Here is a 16,100-nt window from a genome sequence, read left to right as displayed (position 1 = left end):
CGTGACCGGCTCCCGGTAGTCGACTTCGTCGAAGAATCCGCGAAGTCCTTCCGCTGGTCGGAACTGTCCGATCCGAGCCCTCAGAGCGGCATCCATGTAGTCGCGCACCGAGACGATTTCCTCCTGCTCGAGAAACGTCATGTACTCGGTGACCGCCGCGTTGAAGCGGCGGTCGTACTCCTCGGCCGTCGCAACCCGCGTCATCTGCGGAAGCTTGCGGTTTTTGTGCTCTTCGAGCCTCAAGGTCGAATGGGCTCGCGCCAGCTCGCGGCGCATGATCGTCACCTGTTCCTCCCAGGAATAGGGGACGAGGTGAACGTGCTGTGCGTACCAGGTGTAGTTGTCGATCCCGACGCCCGAGGGACCCGTCTTCGAGGGAGCCTCGCGCTCGAGCCAGGCACGAAACTCATCGGTAGCGGCGCGCGCTCTCTCGATCGCGCGATCGAGCTCGTCGCTCGTCCCCGCCACCCGGCGGGCGAGGGCGAGGAGGTCGGCGCTCTGACCCTCCATGCTGCCAATGCCCATCTTCCAGAGATCGCGGGCGTTTTCGACGAGATTTCCGCGGGCCTGCTCGAGCATCGGCGGAATGGTTCGGAGCCGAGAGGCCAGCTCGGCCGCGCTCTCGGCATCGAGCGGGTAATCGTACGTCCAGAGGTCGATCCACCCGTGCACGACCGGGCCCTCGTGCGCCGGCACGTCGCTTTGGCCGGGGAAGATCATGGTATAGAACGCCGGGTTTTTGGCCCACGGTCTGCGTACGCGATGGTCGAAGTCGAGTCCGTTCATTTCCGCCATCACCAGTTGGTAATCGATCCGCTGCGCAACCGGCCAACCGCTCGTGTCGATCGCTTCGAGCCGGCGACGAAAGGTCGTGAGCTCGTCGTGCTGGGCCGCCATGGCGGCGGCCGAGTAATCGGGGACACCGTCGACGAGCTTCGGCTTTTCGAACGCCCGCCACTCGTGGAACAGCGTGACCAGATCGTCGTAGCTCGCGGTCGAAGCGCGCGTCGTCTCGATCGCGTAGTAGGTTGGAACCAGAGTGGTGGCGAGGAAGAGCGTTGCGAAGGTAAGTCCTCTACGAGTCAGTTGGGGCATAAAATTGGACCTCCAGCGATTTCGTCCGTCGATCCTTTTTCGCGGCGCCCGCGGGTGTCAAATCGGGCGCAGTGCTAGAATGCCTCATCGGCCATCATGAACGAGTGGGATGAGCGGGATTTTCGTCCCGAAGACGACGAGGACGAGGTTTACGAGGACGGCGTTTACGAGATTGCGTCGACTCCCGAGCCCCCTTCCGCTTCGTTCGCCTGGACGATCTGGGCAGCGGTCGTGCTCATCGTCGTTACCGGAGCCATCTACCTTTATCAGAGGCTGAGGCCGCCGGAGACCCCGACGCCCGATCGGGCTCAGGTCGAGGACAGGGTCGCGGGGCCCGAGACGCCCGCGGATGAGACGGCCGTTTCCGAGGCGCCCTTGCCGCCGCTACCCGCGCTCGCGGAGAGCGATGATTTCGTTCGCGGTCTTCTCGGTGCTCTCACCAGCCATCCTTCCCTGACGGCGTTCTTCGTGGACGAAAGTCTGATCCGCAAGGCGGTCGCCGTCATCGTGAACGTGTCCGAGGGGGAGGATCCGGCGCGGCACTTCCGACACCTTGCCCCCGAGGAGCCGTTCGAGGTCGTTCGAAGACGTGAGGCTCTCTACGTGGACCCGTTGAGCTATCGTCGTTACGACGCAATCGCCGCGGGCATCGCGTCGCTCGACGCGGCGCGGGTCGCCGAGCTCACCCGGAGACTCGAGCCGCTTCTGGTCGAGGCCTACCGCGAGCTGGGATATCTCGAGAAACCCTTCGACCAGACGCTGAGTCAGGCCATCGGCGCTCTGCTGAGCACGCCGGTCGTCGAGGGCCGGATCGAGGTCCATGCGGTGAGCGTCAACTACGCCTTTTCCGATCCGACTCTGGAGCGCCTCCAGCCGGCCCAGAAGCTGCTGCTGCGGACCGGCCCGCAGAACGTGGGTTCGATTCAGTCGAAGCTTCGGGAAATCGCGGACGCTCTCGCCCCGGCGCACTGAACGGGGGAGAAACCACACACCCGTGGGTCAAACGGGGACGACGGCGATCACGGCGGGAAAAGGCGCGCGCCGGCGATAATGGAGTCCTCGGTTCAAACAAAACAATCTCTGACACCCCTTCGTCACCAACGGTAAGGCAACGATGAAAACGGTACTGGATTTGATTGGCGAGTACGCAAAGCTCAACGACGCGAAGATCCGACGAGGCGGCCACCTGGTGCCGTCGAGCGAGAAACGGTGGGAGGAGCTGAAGAGCTTCTACGATCTGCTGATGTCCCACACGAGTCTCGCGGGCGGATCGGTGAACCGGTGGTCGTCGGCCATCGACGTTCTCATCAAGGTCGATGCGCGGGAGCGGCTCCGTGTGCCTATCGAGAAGGAGTTCCTCTTCGAGGTCGATGGCGAGCTTCACAAGGGCTTTGCCGTGAACATCAGCCTCGGCGGCATCTACGTCGCCTCGAGTCACCGGGCTCCCGTCGGCAAGAGGGTCTCGTTGTATCTCTCGCAAAACGATGCGCGGGAGCAAGCGCCCCTCGAGACACGGGGCATCGTCGTCTGGGTCTCCAATCGCGGAGTCGCGGACGCGTTCTTGCCTCCCGGCATGGGGATTCGCTTCACCGACAAGAGGGACACCGTGGAAGACCTTCTGGACGGTATGGTCGTCGACGCCCTCGTGCGCCACCTCTCCGGTCTGGATGTCCACTCGCTCGCTCCGGACATCTTTCTGACGCAGCAGGTCGAGCTTTAGCCGCCGTAGCCTTGGCGAAGGCGGCTAGATCCCGGGATAGGGGTCGGGCAGGATGTGGACGAAAGCTCCCAGATAGCGCCAGTCCGTCTCCCCGCGACGATCCAGGAGGGGAACGGATCCCGTCTCGGTTCGAATCGCCACCAGGTAGCAGTAGCTCCGGTGACCAAAGTCCTCGTAGGGGAACGGACGTCCGGCGGGAAGCTCCAGGATCTCTTTCATTCCCGGGGAAAGCTCCAGGGCCTCGCATCCGCCGGGAACGCACACCCGAACGCGGTTCGCCTTCGACGCCACGTTCGTCACCCGCACGATGATTTTCTCGAGCTCGAACCGGGTTCGAACCACGACTTCGGCTTCCGTGCCGCCCTTCACGTGAAATCCCAGCCCTCCGGGCGCTCTTCGCTCGCGACCCCAGGTGTTGTTGTCGAGGAAATAGCCCAGGTAGCCGTCGTCGAAGCGCTGGCGGAATTTCTCGGGGTCGTTGTTGGTGGGGAGATCGTTGATGAGCGAAAGCTCCGGCGGGAGCCACTTGAAGACTCCCTGGGTGGCGTGCTCACCTGGTCTCCGGCCCGCCTCGAAAGGCGACACGAGGATCGTCGTGAGGAACACGGCAGCGACGGCCCATGACATCACTGCGGGAGCCATCAGGCGACCGGTGCCGGACAGCAAGAAGAAAAAGAGGGGGAAGATGTTCAAGAAGTAGCGGTTTCCCAGCGTTCCGCCACCGCCGAAGTAGTTGACCGGCATCCAGACGATGAACAGCAGGCAGCCCACGATCGCGGTCGCGAGAACCAGCCACTGGTAGGGTCGTTTGTTCCGTGACGCCAGAAAGAGGATCACGGCGGCCACCGCTGGGAAACAGTAGACCGCGACCCCCGAGAATCGGCCGATCACGTAGAAGTACAGATCGTGAAGGACGATGTCCCACGGCTGGTAGGTATAGATCTCGCTCGTGACCTTGGGAAGCCCGGTGTTCTCGAACGTCCAATCGGCCTGCTGATAAGGGTATCGGCCCCCGAAGGTCTTCCGTTCTCCACCTTGATAGTTCATCTCGCCGGTGACGCCGAACTGGACGAGGAACAAGCCCCCAACAACCAGAGCGAAAGCTCCGCCGGTGACGACGGCGCGCTTCCACTGCCGGCGGAAGACGTGGAGCGCTACCAGCGGGAGAACGAGAAGAATGTTGCTCAACTTCGAGTAGGTGGCGGCACCGAAGAGCCCGGCGGCGATCGCATCCGAGAGCGCGCCGGAAAGAAAACGCGGAGCTCCTTCGGCGCGCTCCTTGTAGAGCCAGAAGAAGGCCCCGAGAAAAACGAGGCAGAGGTTGAACAGCTCCGGGGTCAGCCAGACGAAGTAGGCGGGCACGACCGAGGCGGCGAAAAAGGTGACGGCCATCGTGAGCGCGGGGGTCTTGGAGCCCCCGGCGACGAGGAAGAAGTAGGCCGCAGCCAGCACCGAGCTCACGAGAAGCGCGTGAAACAGCAGGAGGCCGTTCGTCCCGAAGAGTCGCACCAGAGGGGCCGCGGACAATGAGTAAAGGAAAGCCTTGGCAAAATAGAGCTCGTCGGTCAGAGGACCACGGCTCACCAGGAAGGGGATCTTCGACGTGAGCGCGGGGTCGACCTCGCGACCCCGCTTCAGGAAGATTCCCGAAGGCCCGTTGCGGAACTCACGGTAGACGCGCTCCAGGTCCTCGCGCGCGAACCGCAGATCGGAGTCGAACGCCAGGCTGTGGGCCATGGTGTAGTACGTCGCGGCGTCGCTCCAGAAAGCGCCCGCAGCCCTCGGATAATCGACCGTCAGGGCGAAGCCCGACAGGACTAGGCCGACGATGCCGATGAGGGCAAGAGGCCCTCGATGCTCACGCATGTCGCACGATGACGGCTTAGGCCGGCGTCAAGAGGGCGAGGGCGAACCAGCTCCTCTCGTCGGTGAAGAGCTCCGCCACCTCGAAGCCCGAGATTCGGGCCAGGCTCGCGATCCGTTCCCGGGTGTATTTGTACGAGCTTTCGGTGTGGATCGTCTCGGCAGTCCGGAACCGGTATTGCCGCCCGAGAGCGGCGATGTTCACCTCGTGCTCCCGTGAGGAAACGAGGTGCATCTCGATGCGGCTCGCTTCCGCGTTGAAGAAGGCACGATGGGAGAACCGACCGAGGTCGAAATCACCACCCAGCTCGCGGTTGATGCGTCGCAGGATGTTGAGATTGAACTCGGCGGTGACTCCTTCGGCGTCGTTGTAAGCGGCGTTCAAGATCGAGACATCCTTCACCAGATCGAATCCTACGAGAAACGCGTCTCCCTCGTCGAGCCGATTTCGGACCCGCGAGAGAAAACGAGCGTCGGCGGGAGGCTCCAGGTTACCGATGCTCGAACCGAGAAAGAGCACGAGCATGCGGTCAGGGGTCTCGGCGTCCTTGCCGACGAGGTCACTGGCTCTCTGGAGTCCGGATTCGTACTGCGACGCAATCGGCGTCACCTCGAGCTCGGGATAAGCCTCACCCAGCTTCGAGGCGGTCTGGCCGAGGATGCCCGGAGAGATGTCGATCGGCAGATAGGTGAGCTCGTCACGATTTCTCAAAAGGCTCTCGAGGAGAATTCTCGTCTTGGTCGAGCTACCACTGCCGAGCTCCACCAGACTCAAGTTTCTTCCCATCAAACGGCCGATGCGAGGCGCGTTCTCCCGGAGGATCGCCGCTTCGGTGCGGGTGGGATAGTACTCGGGAAGCTCCGTTACCCGCTCGAACAAACGCGAGCCCCGGTCGTCGTAGAAGTACTTCGCCAATAGGTACTTGGGGTCAGTGCCGAGCCCGATGGCGACGTCCTGGGCAAACTCCCCTTCGAGAAGTTGTTCGGCCGGCTGGAGCATCGCCACATTATAGGTGGATGCGCCGAGCGCTCCAAAGTTTCACCTCCTCGGCGCCTCGTGCTAGACTCCGCCGCGGAATGAGCGCCACCCAGAGCCTCGACGACGTTCGTCGATACTGGAACGAGTACGTGAACGACATCGAAGTGACGGAGCTCCCCGTGGGCTCCCCGGAGTTTTTCGATGCGCTCGAGAAGTACCGATACGAGAAGATCGACTATCTGCTCGATTACGTCGATTTTCCGCGATACCGCGGCAAGAAGGTCCTGGAGATCGGCTGCGGTGCCGGAATCGACCTCATCCAGTTCGCTCGTGCGGGCGCGGAGGTCTCGGCTCGAGATCTCACCGAGAACGCGGTCCACCTCGCCAGGAAGAACCTCGCGCGCGAGGGCTACTCGGGCGATATCGAGCAGGGCAACGCCGAGGCGCTCGATTTTCCCGACGATACGTTCGACGTCGTGTACTCTCACGGTGTGCTTCATCACACCGTGGACACGGTGAAGGCCATCTCGGAGGTCCACCGCGTGCTCAAGTCGGGAGGTGAGGCGATCATCATGCTCTACAACCGCATCTCCTGGTTCAACTTCGTCGCCGTCTTGTCCGGGACCAACGTGGAGCACGCGAAGAAGGACGCGCCCATCATCCGAAAATACACGACCGGCGAGTGCCGGAAGCTCTTCTCTCGTTTCCGCGACGTGCGCATCCACGTCGACCGCTTTCCCAAGAAGACGGTGAAATTCGACAACTTCTTTGCCAGGCTCAACAACACCCTCCTCGTTCCTTTCTTCGAGCACCTTCCCGACGCCGTTCGGAGACCCTTCGGATGGCACATCATGATACGAGCGACCAAATAGGCAGTCTCGACTCCCGCGGCGTCGCGGTTCCCTTGTTGGCGCTCGCCGTTACCGTCTCGCTTTCGGCCGCGCTCTTCGAGTCCTTCACCCACGCGGTCCTGTTCTTCGTGATGCTTGGCGTCTTCTCGCTTCCGGGGCTACCCGTTGCCCGCCTCTGGTTCAGCGGAGTGGAGGCCTGGTTGGTGGGCGCGGCGCTCGGTTATCTCGCGAGCTCCCTTGCGGCGAGTGTCCTCGTCACCTTCGAGCTCCTTCATCCCCTCGCCCTGCTCCTTTGCTCGGCCGCGCTCTTCGTCCTCGCCCGGAGCGTTTTTCGACCCCTTGAGCAGGAGAGATCTCGACGAGAGCTTCCGTGGGTGGCGGCCTGCTTCGTCGCCGTCGGACTTCTGGTCGCGCTCCCCTACTCGCACGTGGGGACCGAGGTTCCGGAAGGGTTCGCCTACCGCGCTTATTTCAGCGCCGACCTCATGACTCATCTTTCCGTCGTCTCCGAGCTGCAAAAGGGTGCCTTTCCTCCGGTGAATCCCTTCTATGCGGGCGACTTCCTTGCTTACTACTGGCTCTTCTTCATTTTTCCCGCCGCGGTCGGGGAATGGACGTCGAGCCAGGGGGCGCTCCTCTCCCTCGCTCTCGCGTCGGGCCAGTTGTTTGCGGGACTCCTGTTCTGCGCGATGCGGCGGGCCGGCCTCCCTCGTTCCCGAGCGTTTCTCGCGACGCTGGTTGCGATCGCCGCCGCGAGCTTCGACGGCGTTCTCGTCCTCTTGTCCCCTGGGGCCTGGACGAATTCGAATGTGGACGCCTTCGGTCGATGGGCGCTCGAGTCCACCTCTCTCGACGGACTCCATCGTTCGATTCTCTATACGCCCCAGCACCTCTTCAGTTACAGCCTCCTCGTGATTCTGATCGCGCTCGTCCTCGAAGGAAAGCCTCGAGACCGAAGGGCCGCGGTTCTCTGCGGAATCCTCCTGGGCGGAATGGCGGGAACGAGCATCGTGTCAGCGATGCTCGCGGGACCCTGGCTCGTACTCCTGCTCCTCCTCCGGAAGGAGAGCTTCAGGGAATTTCTCGTCCTTTCGGGAACGGCGACAACCGTTGCCCTCCTGTTTTTCGGCTGGTATTTTGCCATCGGATTCTTCTCCGGAGCGGCAACGGCATTGACCTTGCGTCTCCCTCAGGTGTTGGAGCTCATCTCCGTCCCGCTCATCGACTGCGGAGCTCTTTTGCTCCTGCTGCTCTTCCGCCGAGAGCTCGAGCGCATCGACGGCGAGATCGCGGCGCTCGCGGTCCTCGCGCTCGCCGCGGTGTTTTTCGTCGATCTTACGGGCTACGAGGGCGTGTGGATGGCCTGGCGGGCAGGTAGCGTGCTCCTGGTCTCGCTCGGTCTTCTCGCGGGACGAGCCCTTGCGGGTCCCCTGCGGCTCGGACAAGTCGCGATTCTCGCGATTGCGAGCCTCACCGTGGGGCTCGATGTCTTTAACGCGCAGGACGTCTCGAATCGCAGTCTGTCTCCTGGTGGATTTCGCTGGACCACGGTCGTGAGTCGTGGGGAACGAGAAGCGCTCGAATGGCTGCGCCGGGAGACGCCGACGGAGTCGATGGTGCAGTGGGACGTCAGGGCTCGCGATCCGGGGGAGTGGGCCTTCGTCCCCGCGCTCGCCGAAAGGCGCATGGCGGTCGGGTTTCCCATTTTTCTGCTCGATGTGGTCAAGTACCGGGCGCGCGAGAGGCGGCGGGTACGGCCCATCTTCACCTCCGGCGACGCCGCCGAAGCGCATCGCCTCGCCCGGGAATTGGGAATCGACTACATTTTCATCGGTGCCGCCGAGGTGAGAACGAGAGGCGAGCGAGTCCGTGCTCTCATCGAGGCTTCGAACGCCTTTCGTCCCGTCTACGAGAACGAGGAGGTTTCCATCCTGGAGGTAGTCTCCCATTGAACTATACTGGCCACTCCTGATATGGGCGATCGCAGGGACTTCGTGATTGTCGGGGCCGGGGTCGCGGGTCTGACGTTTGCCGATTCCGTTCTCGCGGCGGGCCGAAGCGCGCTCGTGGTGGAGCGAAACGACCATGTGGGAGGCCTGGCGCGCTCGTATCGCTACCGGGATTTCGTCTTCGACGTCGGACCCAAGAGGTTCCACACCGAAGACGAACAGGTTCTTTCGTTTCTTCTCTCGGTGCTCGGCGAGGACTACATCGTGGTGGACCGCTCGAGCGCGGTGCATCTTTTCGGCCGGTACTTCCCCTGGCCTCTGGACCAGCGGGCGCTGGTGAGACTCCCCCTTGGCGTCATGCTCTCGGCGGGCTTCGATCTCCTTCGCCGCAAGGAGCCGCGCGACGAGCGCTCCTTCACCGAGTACACGAGGTCCCGCTATGGCGACACCCTGTACCGTCTCTTCTTCAAACCCTATACCGAGAAGTTCCTGCGCATTCCCTGCGAGGAGGTCCACGTCGATTGGGCGAAGACCGGCATCAATCGTGCCGTCATCGACAAGAGGGTGAAGAGCGAATCGCTCTTCGACCTGGCTCGGAACGTTCTTCTGCCGAGACCGGTGATCACCAAGTTCATCTATCCGAGCTACGGTGGCTTCGGAACGTTCTGCGAGAAGCTCGCGGCCAGAGTTCGGGAGCGCGGCGGAGAGATTCGTCTTCAGAGCACGGTCACGGGCCTCACGCTGCGGGACGGCCGAGTCGAGGAGGTGACCCTCGCCGATGGGCGGCGGGTCCGTCCGGGCGCACTCGTGTGGAGCGGGAATTTGATCGCCCTGGCAAGGCTGCTGCAGCAGCGCCCACCGTCGGTGCGGTACCTATCGACGGTGCTCTACAACATCGAGGTGAACGCGGACGTGCTGCAGCGTCAGCAGTGGATCTATTTCGGCTCACCCGACACCCTGATCTCGCGCGTCTCCATCACCAACGAGATGGCGCCCTACATGGCGCCTTCGGGAAAGACGGGCCTCTGCGTCGAGGTGACCTGTTTCGAAGGCGAGAGCGCCTGGCAGGATCCCGATGCGCTCGTTCCGCAGATCCTGGACGACCTGGTCCGTCTCCGCCTCGTTGCGTCGAGCTCCGCCTATGGCTCGGTCCACGTCGAGCGCGTTCGAGACACCTACCCGATCTACGACCTCGACTACCGGGAGAGCTTCGCCGCGGCGGCGCGGATGGTGAAGCCACTTCGAAACCTCAGACTCCTCGGGCGTACCGGAGCTTACTGGTACAACAACTCCGACCATTCGATGAAGATGTCCCTCCTCATGGCGAGGCATCTTCTCGAAGGGGCCCCCATGAAGGAGAAGGAAGCCCTGTTCGGGGTCTGATTCATGGATACCCCGTTTGGCGATCTCCGCATCGTGGACGCGCATGCCCATTTCTTCTCGCACCACTTCTTCGAGCTGATCGTCAAGGGGCTCGGGGAGCCGCCGCCTGCGGATGGCCTGGACGATTTCCTCCGGAAGAAGCTCGATTTCGATCCTCCCCCGGAAGACGCGGGGGAGCTGGCTTCGCGATGGGTGGTCGAGCTCGATCGTCACGGCGTCGCGCGCACGGTCTTGATCGCGAGCGTTCCCGGCGACGAGGACTCCGTGGCGGCGGCGCATCGGGTGGCTCCCGAGCGCATCATCCCCTACTTCATGCTGAACCCCAAGGCCTCCGACGCCCGGGAACGGGCCCGGCGTGCGTTGGCGGAGCTCGGTCTCCGAGGAGTCTGTCTGTTCCCCGCCATGCATCACTTCCACGTCTGGGAGAAGGATCTCGAGCCCATCTTTACCGAGGTCGCGGAGCGTTCGGGAATCGTCTTCGTGCATTTCGGGCTTCTCAAGGTCGGCATTCGCGACAAGCTGGGCCTTCCGAGCCCGTTCGACCTCCGTTTCGCAAACCCTCTCGACCTGGCGGTCGTCGCCCGCAGGCACCCGACGGTACCCTTCGTGATCCCGCACTTCGGATGCGGATTCTTCCGCGAGCTCCTGCTCCTCGCGAGTCAATGTCCGAACGTCTACGCCGACACATCGAGCTCGAACGGGTGGATGGACAAGCTGCCCGAGCCACTCACCCTCGAAAAGGTGTTTGCGCGCACCCTCGAGGTCATGGGCGCCGAGCGCATCCTCTATGGCTCCGATTCCAGCTTCTTTCCCCGGGGCTTCGTCAAAGACCACCTGTTGAGCCAACTCGACGTCGTCGCCAAGCTCGCGGTCTCCCGCGACGAGGCCGCGCTCATCTTCGGTGGGAATCTGGAGAGGCTGGCCGGCCGTACCGGTGGGCACGGCCCAGCCGAGAACCCAGGTCGAGGCTAGGGTAGACTATCTCTACAAACGTCACGGATTCCCTTGCACCGGGTCGCCTTTCTCGAAGAGATCGTTCGCCGCACCGCGCATCTTCTGCCGGCGCAGGGTCCGATCTCGACCTTCATCCATCACAACACTCTCCACGCCTTCGAGCATCTTCCGTTCGAAGGCGCTGTGATCGAAGCGGGACGGCTCTTCGGCTGCGAGCCCTTCCTCGAAAAAGAACGTTATCGCCGGGAGATGGTGAGAGGTCGCATTCGCCAGGAGGACGTCGACGCCGTCCTCGACCAGGAGCTCGGCGAAGAAGGCGAGGAGAGGGTCGGGGGTCTCGCGACCCGCCGCGAGATCCGGCTCGCGATGCTGCGTGACCGATTTCCCGAGGAGAGTGGTCCGGCACTCTCGTGGCTCCTCGCCGAGACCCCCGCCGTTACACGGAATCGGCCGCTCTGGGAAGCCGCGCTCGACGCGGTCTCACGCACGGTCTTCTCGTCTCTCCCGCCGACTCCCGACGAACCCTTCCGTCACCGGGATCTTCTTCTCGATGTGACGGGTGCGGATTCCGATGATCTCGTTCACCCCGTCCTGATCCGGCTCACCGCCTCGTTTCTCGACCAGGGTCTAGCTTACTGGCCGCTCCCGGGACGAGAGGCCGGTTTCTTTCGGTCGGTAAGCGAGCTCTACCGACCGTCACGCTTCCTGCCGGGATGGCTCCGGCGGTTTGCGCTCGATCTATCGGCCGCGTCCCAAAGGCGCGTCACGCCCGCGGAGTCGGCCGTCGATTCGCTCGACCGTCTCGGTGTGTCCGAGAAGAGCGAATGGGAGCCCTTCGTCGCGGCGACGCTTCTCGCCCTTCGGGGTTTCGCGGGAATGATGTGGCAGATCGAGTCCCGGCCGGACCGCGTTCCCGTGCAGGCTCCGAAGGCGAGCCTCCTCGATTTTCTCGCCATCCGCCTCCTGCTCGAGATTCGGGCGCTCGAAGACCTGGCGCGCAAGACTCTGGGGTTCCACGGTGAAATGCGAGAGCTGCGGGAAGAGCTCCGCCGGAGGCGCTCGCCGCCTTCCGCACCGAGCGCGGAGGCGCTCGCCTATCGGCTGTTCCTCCTTGCCCAGGCTCTCGACCGGCCGCCTTCTTCCCTGTCCCGCCTCACCGCTGCGGATGCGAAACCCATCCTCGACGAGATCGAGGCCTTCTCCGCTCTCTCCCGCCGCAGTTTGCTCCACCTCGCTTACGAGAGGCGGCATCGGATCGAGGTGCTCGACGCCCTCTCGGCGCGAGCGGGCGAACCGTGCGAAAAGACGAGGGACGTCATGTTCCAGGCCGTGTTCTGCATCGATGAAAGGGAAGAGTCGATCCGCCGTCACCTGGAAGAAGTCGAGCCCAGATGCGAGACCTTCGGCGCCGCCGGGTTCTTCGGCGTCGCCATGTACTACCGGGGCGTGGCTGATGCTCATGCCAGACCCCTCTGCCCTATCGCCATCGAGCCGGAGCACGAAGTGATCGAGGTTCCCGAGGCAGAGCGAGAGGTGGATCTCAAACGTCGAAGAGCGATCCGAAGGTTGCTTGGCCGTCTCGTACACGAGACCCGCGTGGGGAGCCGGACGTTTACCCGGGGTACGCTCCTGACCGCGCTGCTTGGAATCGCAACCGCCATCCCGCTCACGTTCCGCGTCCTGTTTCCTCGCCTGACCGCGCGCCTGCGCACCGGCGCCAGCCGGCTGCTCAAGCCTGCGCGCGCACGTCTCGTTCTCGAGCGAGACGAGACGCGAAAGCCCTCGCTGGGGAAGCATTCGGGATTCACCGTTTCCGAGATGGCGGCGATCGTAGGCAGCTTGCTCGAGGACGTCGGGATCTCGGATCGTTTGGCCCGCGTCGTGATCCTTGTCGGCCACGGTTCGAGAAGTCTGAACAATCCACACGAATCCGCGCACGACTGCGGGGCCTGCGGAGGCGGCCGCGGAGGCCCGAACGCCCGCGCCTTCGCCCAGATGGCAAACGATCGAAGGGTGCGTGAGCTCCTTCGGGAGCAGGGAGGTGCAATTCCCGACTCGACCTGGTTCGTAGGCGCCTACCATGATTCGTGCGACGACTCGGTGACTCTCGCCGATCGAGACCTGGTGCCTCCGGAGTTTCGGGGGAAGCTCGCCTTGGTGGAGAACGCCTTCGAGCGGGCCCGGGCGAGAAACGCTCACGAGCGATGCCGGCGGTTCGAGTTTCTTCCCTCGGGGCTGACTCTCGAAGCGGCGCTCGCCCACGTGGAGCGACGCTCCGAGGATCTGGCGCAGCCGCGCCCGGAGTACGGGCATGCAACCAACGCCGTCTGTATCATCGGACGGCGGTCGCGGAGTCGCGGGTTGTTCCTGGATCGGCGAGCGTTTCTCGTCTCCTACGATGCCGGAAGAGATGATGGCGAAGGCTCCATTCTTGCTCGAACCCTCGAAGCCGTGGTTCCCGTCGTCGCCGGCATCAACCTGGAGTACTACTTTTCTTATGTCGATCCGGTCGGCTATGGCTGTTCGACCAAGCTCCCTCACAACATCACTGCGCTCTTGGGGGTGATGGATGGACACGCGAGCGATCTGAGAACGGGCCTTCCCTGGCAAATGGTCGAGATCCACGAGCCGGTGCGTTTGTTGGTCGTGGTCGAGACGACTGTCGCGCTTCTGGAACGGGCTCTGGCTCGGGATCCTCGACTCTTCCGCCTCGCGAACAACCGATGGATTCAACTTGCCACGTTGGGTCCTTCGGGAAACGAGATTCGGCTGCGTGAACCCACCGGGTACTCGAGATACCTGCCCGAGAGACCGGTTCTCGAGCGCTTCGTCTCGTCGCGGGACTGGTACGAGGGCAAGTCCGATCCTCTTCCTCCGGCCCGCATCTCACCGGAACACGCGATTTCATGAGCTCGAGCCTTCTCGTCGTCGTTCTGAGCCTCTTCGTCGTCAGCGCTCAGGCGGCGCTCTTCCTGACGCTCGCTGCCGCCTCTTTGCTGGCGCACGCGCTCCCGGAAAAGTTCATCGGCCTTTTTGCCAAGACGACGTTTCTCCTCTCGACGCTCGCCTCGCTCGCACTTTTCGCGGTTGTCACCCTCGGCGGCGGGAGCCCTGTCGTCGTTCCCCTCGGAGAGTGGCTCGCAACGGCGAGCTACCATTTCGAGCTCTCGCTTCTCGTCGATCCCCTCTCGGTGACTTACGTGACTCTAACCGCGGCCCTCTGCGGAATCGTGGGTGCCTTCGCCCACAGCTATCTCCACCGCGAGCGCGGATTCAACCGGTTCTTCGTTCTGCTCGCTCTTTTCGCTCTGGGGATGACCCTCACGTCACTCGCGGGAAGCCTCGAGCTCATCTTTGCATCCTGGGAGCTCGTGGGACTGAGCTCGGCCCTTCTGATCGCCTTCCATCACGAACGGCCGGCGCCGGCCAAGAACGGCCTCCGCACTTTCATCGTCTATCGAATCTGCGACCTAGGTCTCCTCGCGGCCGTAGCTCTCTCGCACTACGAGCTGGGTACGGGGGATCTCGAGCTCCTTTTCCGGGACTTGCCTGAGCTCGAGAGCGGAGTGCCGACCGTGCTCGCGCTCCTTCTCCTATTGGCCGCCTGCGGCAAGTCGGCGCAGATTCCCTTTTCGGGGTGGCTCCCCCGAGCGATGGAAGGTCCGACCCCTTCGAGCGCGGTTTTCTACGGAGCGCTGTCGGTACACGCCGGCGCCTTTCTTCTGCTGCGGGTCTCCCCGGTGCTCGACCGCTCGCTCGTGGCCTCGGCAGCGGTGGTGCTCGTCGGACTTCTCACTGCCCTTCATGCGACTCTCTCGGGACGGGTGCAAACCGACATCAAGACGGCGCTCGCCTACGCTTCTTTGACCCAGGTTGGGATCATCTTCATCGAGATCGGGCTCGGGTTTCGGCTTCTGCCTCTGCTCCACCTCGTCGGAAACGCCATGACCCGCACCTTGCAGTTCCTGCGCGCTCCTTCACTCCTTCACGATTTCCATCAGCTGCAGAATGCCGTAGGCGGGCACCTGGCACGCACCGGGCTCCACCTCGAGCGGAGCGTTCCATCCTCCCTGAAACGGCGTCTCTACCTTCTTTCTCTGGAGCGAGCTCACCTGGACGATCTCGCCGACCGATACGCCGTGGCGCCTTTTCTCGCGCTTTTTGGGTTCCTCGACGGGCTCGAGCGGCGAGGTATCGAACGTCTCGGTGGAGTGAAGCGTGGTTGAGCTCTCCGGACCCTGGCTGGTCCTCGCCGTGCTACTCCCCGGCATCGTCGCCCTCGCCCCTCTCTCGCTTCTGACCGGGAGGATCGGGCGTCGAGTGGTTCTGGGAATGAGCTGGCTCGAGCTCCTTCTCTCGGGGCTGATCGCCTACCAGTTTCATCACCGCGGGGAAAGCGCGACCCTCGTCGATCCTCTCGATCCGGGCCGGTTGATTCTCGGAAGACCGCTCCTCGTCGTCGACGAGCTCAACTCGCTTCTCCTTCCCTTCGGCGGACTTCTCTTCGCCTTCGTCCTTCTCGGAGCGCCGCGCGCCGAACGGCTCAGAGCCTCGGTGCGGCGCATTCTCGCTGCCGAGAGCATCGTCCTCGGATCCTTTGCGACGATCGAGCCGCTCTTGCTCGCCTTCCTGTGGGCCATGTCGACCCTCAATGCCTACCTGGAGCTGCGCTCACGGGAGACGTCGAGGCCGATCGCGCGCGCCGTCGGTATCTACATGGGTGGAAGCGTCCTGTTCTTCTGCCTCGGTATCCTGCTCTCGGGGTCGGTAGCGGGGACTTCCGGTGTGAACTACCTGCTTCTCGCGGCGGTGTTGACACGAAAGGGGGTCTTCCCGTTTCACTCCTGGGTGATTCCTCTCTTCGAGCACCTGCCGCTGGGTGCGGCCATCCTCTTCGCCGCACCTCAGATCGCCGCCTACGCCGCCGTTCGTCTCATCCTGCCCACGGCCAGCCCCACCCTTCTTTCTCTCATAGGCCTCGCCTCTCTGGCGACGGCGATTTACGGCGCTTCGCTCGCACTGGTTCAGGAGGACGTCCGGCGCGCGCTCGGGGCCATCTTCATGAGCCAATCGGCCCTCGTCATGGCGGGGCTCGACTCTCGCAATACGATGGGGCTCGCCGGTGGACTGGCCTTGTGGATCTCCACCGGGCTCGCCCTCGCCGGGTTCACTCTCACCATCGGCGCCCTCGAGGCTCGACGCGGGCAACTTTCTCTTCGGCGGTATGCCGGGGGTTACGAACGAACGCCGTTTCTCGCCGTCTCGTTTCTCTTCCTCGGACTGGCAAGCGTCGGCTTTCCCGGAAC

Annotated in this window: 12 protein-coding genes; 9 read left to right on the top strand and 3 right to left on the bottom strand. The window is 63.4% G+C overall.

Annotated features, from left to right (window positions below; genetic code table 11):
• Positions 1 to 1,095: DUF885 family protein (locus VEK15_19760; protein HXV62945.1), on the bottom strand; the 1,095-nt coding region annotated here is incomplete at its 3' end.
• A gap of 96 nt (positions 1,096 to 1,191) precedes the next feature.
• Here VEK15_19760 and VEK15_19755 point away from each other — a divergent pair.
• Both VEK15_19755 and VEK15_19750 read left to right on the top strand, forming a co-directional pair.
• Positions 1,192 to 2,067, top strand: coding sequence for a DUF3014 domain-containing protein (locus VEK15_19755; GenBank protein ID HXV62944.1), 876 nt, complete (start codon positions 1,192 to 1,194; stop codon positions 2,065 to 2,067).
• A 142-nt stretch (positions 2,068 to 2,209) separates the two neighbouring features.
• A complete protein-coding gene (locus VEK15_19750) occupies positions 2,210 to 2,815 on the top strand; it encodes a PilZ domain-containing protein (GenBank protein HXV62943.1) in 606 nt (201 codons plus the stop codon).
• A 24-nt stretch (positions 2,816 to 2,839) separates the two neighbouring features.
• Here VEK15_19750 and VEK15_19745 read toward each other — a convergent pair whose 3' ends face one another.
• Positions 2,840 to 4,681, bottom strand: coding sequence for a hypothetical protein (locus VEK15_19745; GenBank protein HXV62942.1), 1,842 nt, complete (start codon positions 4,679 to 4,681; stop codon positions 2,840 to 2,842).
• A 16-nt stretch (positions 4,682 to 4,697) separates the two neighbouring features.
• Entirely contained in the window at positions 4,698 to 5,678 is a 981-nt protein-coding gene (gene egtD, locus VEK15_19740; GenBank protein ID HXV62941.1) for an L-histidine N(alpha)-methyltransferase, read from the bottom strand.
• Positions 5,679 to 5,755: 77 nt separating this feature from the next.
• On the opposite strand from egtD, the gene VEK15_19735 reads away from it, so the two are divergent.
• From VEK15_19735 to VEK15_19705, 7 genes are all read left to right on the top strand, one after another.
• Positions 5,756 to 6,529, top strand: a complete 774-nt coding sequence (locus VEK15_19735) for a class I SAM-dependent methyltransferase (protein HXV62940.1) — start codon at positions 5,756 to 5,758, stop codon at positions 6,527 to 6,529.
• Positions 6,499 to 8,460: a hypothetical protein gene (locus tag VEK15_19730; GenBank protein ID HXV62939.1), complete on the top strand. Its 1,962-nt coding sequence runs from the start codon at positions 6,499 to 6,501 to the stop codon at positions 8,458 to 8,460. The genes VEK15_19735 and VEK15_19730 overlap by 31 nt, the downstream gene beginning before the upstream one ends.
• Before the next feature lie 21 nt (positions 8,461 to 8,481).
• Positions 8,482 to 9,840, top strand: a complete 1,359-nt coding sequence (locus VEK15_19725) for an FAD-dependent oxidoreductase (protein ID HXV62938.1) — start codon at positions 8,482 to 8,484, stop codon at positions 9,838 to 9,840.
• 3 nt (positions 9,841 to 9,843) lie between these two features.
• Positions 9,844 to 10,812: an amidohydrolase family protein gene (locus VEK15_19720; GenBank protein HXV62937.1), complete on the top strand. Its 969-nt coding sequence runs from the start codon at positions 9,844 to 9,846 to the stop codon at positions 10,810 to 10,812.
• Between the two features lie 33 nt (positions 10,813 to 10,845).
• On the top strand, positions 10,846 to 13,704 hold the full coding sequence (locus tag VEK15_19715; protein ID HXV62936.1) for a DUF2309 domain-containing protein: 2,859 nt from the start codon (positions 10,846 to 10,848) through the stop codon (positions 13,702 to 13,704).
• Entirely contained in the window at positions 13,701 to 15,020 is a 1,320-nt protein-coding gene (locus VEK15_19710) for a proton-conducting transporter membrane subunit (GenBank protein ID HXV62935.1), read from the top strand. The genes VEK15_19715 and VEK15_19710 overlap by 4 nt, the downstream gene beginning before the upstream one ends.
• The coding region (locus VEK15_19705; GenBank protein ID HXV62934.1) for a proton-conducting transporter membrane subunit at positions 15,013 to 16,100 on the top strand (1,088 nt) is incomplete at its 3' end. The genes VEK15_19710 and VEK15_19705, both read left to right, overlap by 8 nt.

It is taken from the genome of Vicinamibacteria bacterium (assembly GCA_035620555.1).
Taxonomy (GTDB): domain Bacteria; phylum Acidobacteriota; class Vicinamibacteria; order Marinacidobacterales; family SMYC01; genus DASPGQ01.
The sequence above is the reverse complement of the archived record's forward strand: the minus strand, read 5'-3'. Positions and strand labels throughout refer to the sequence as shown.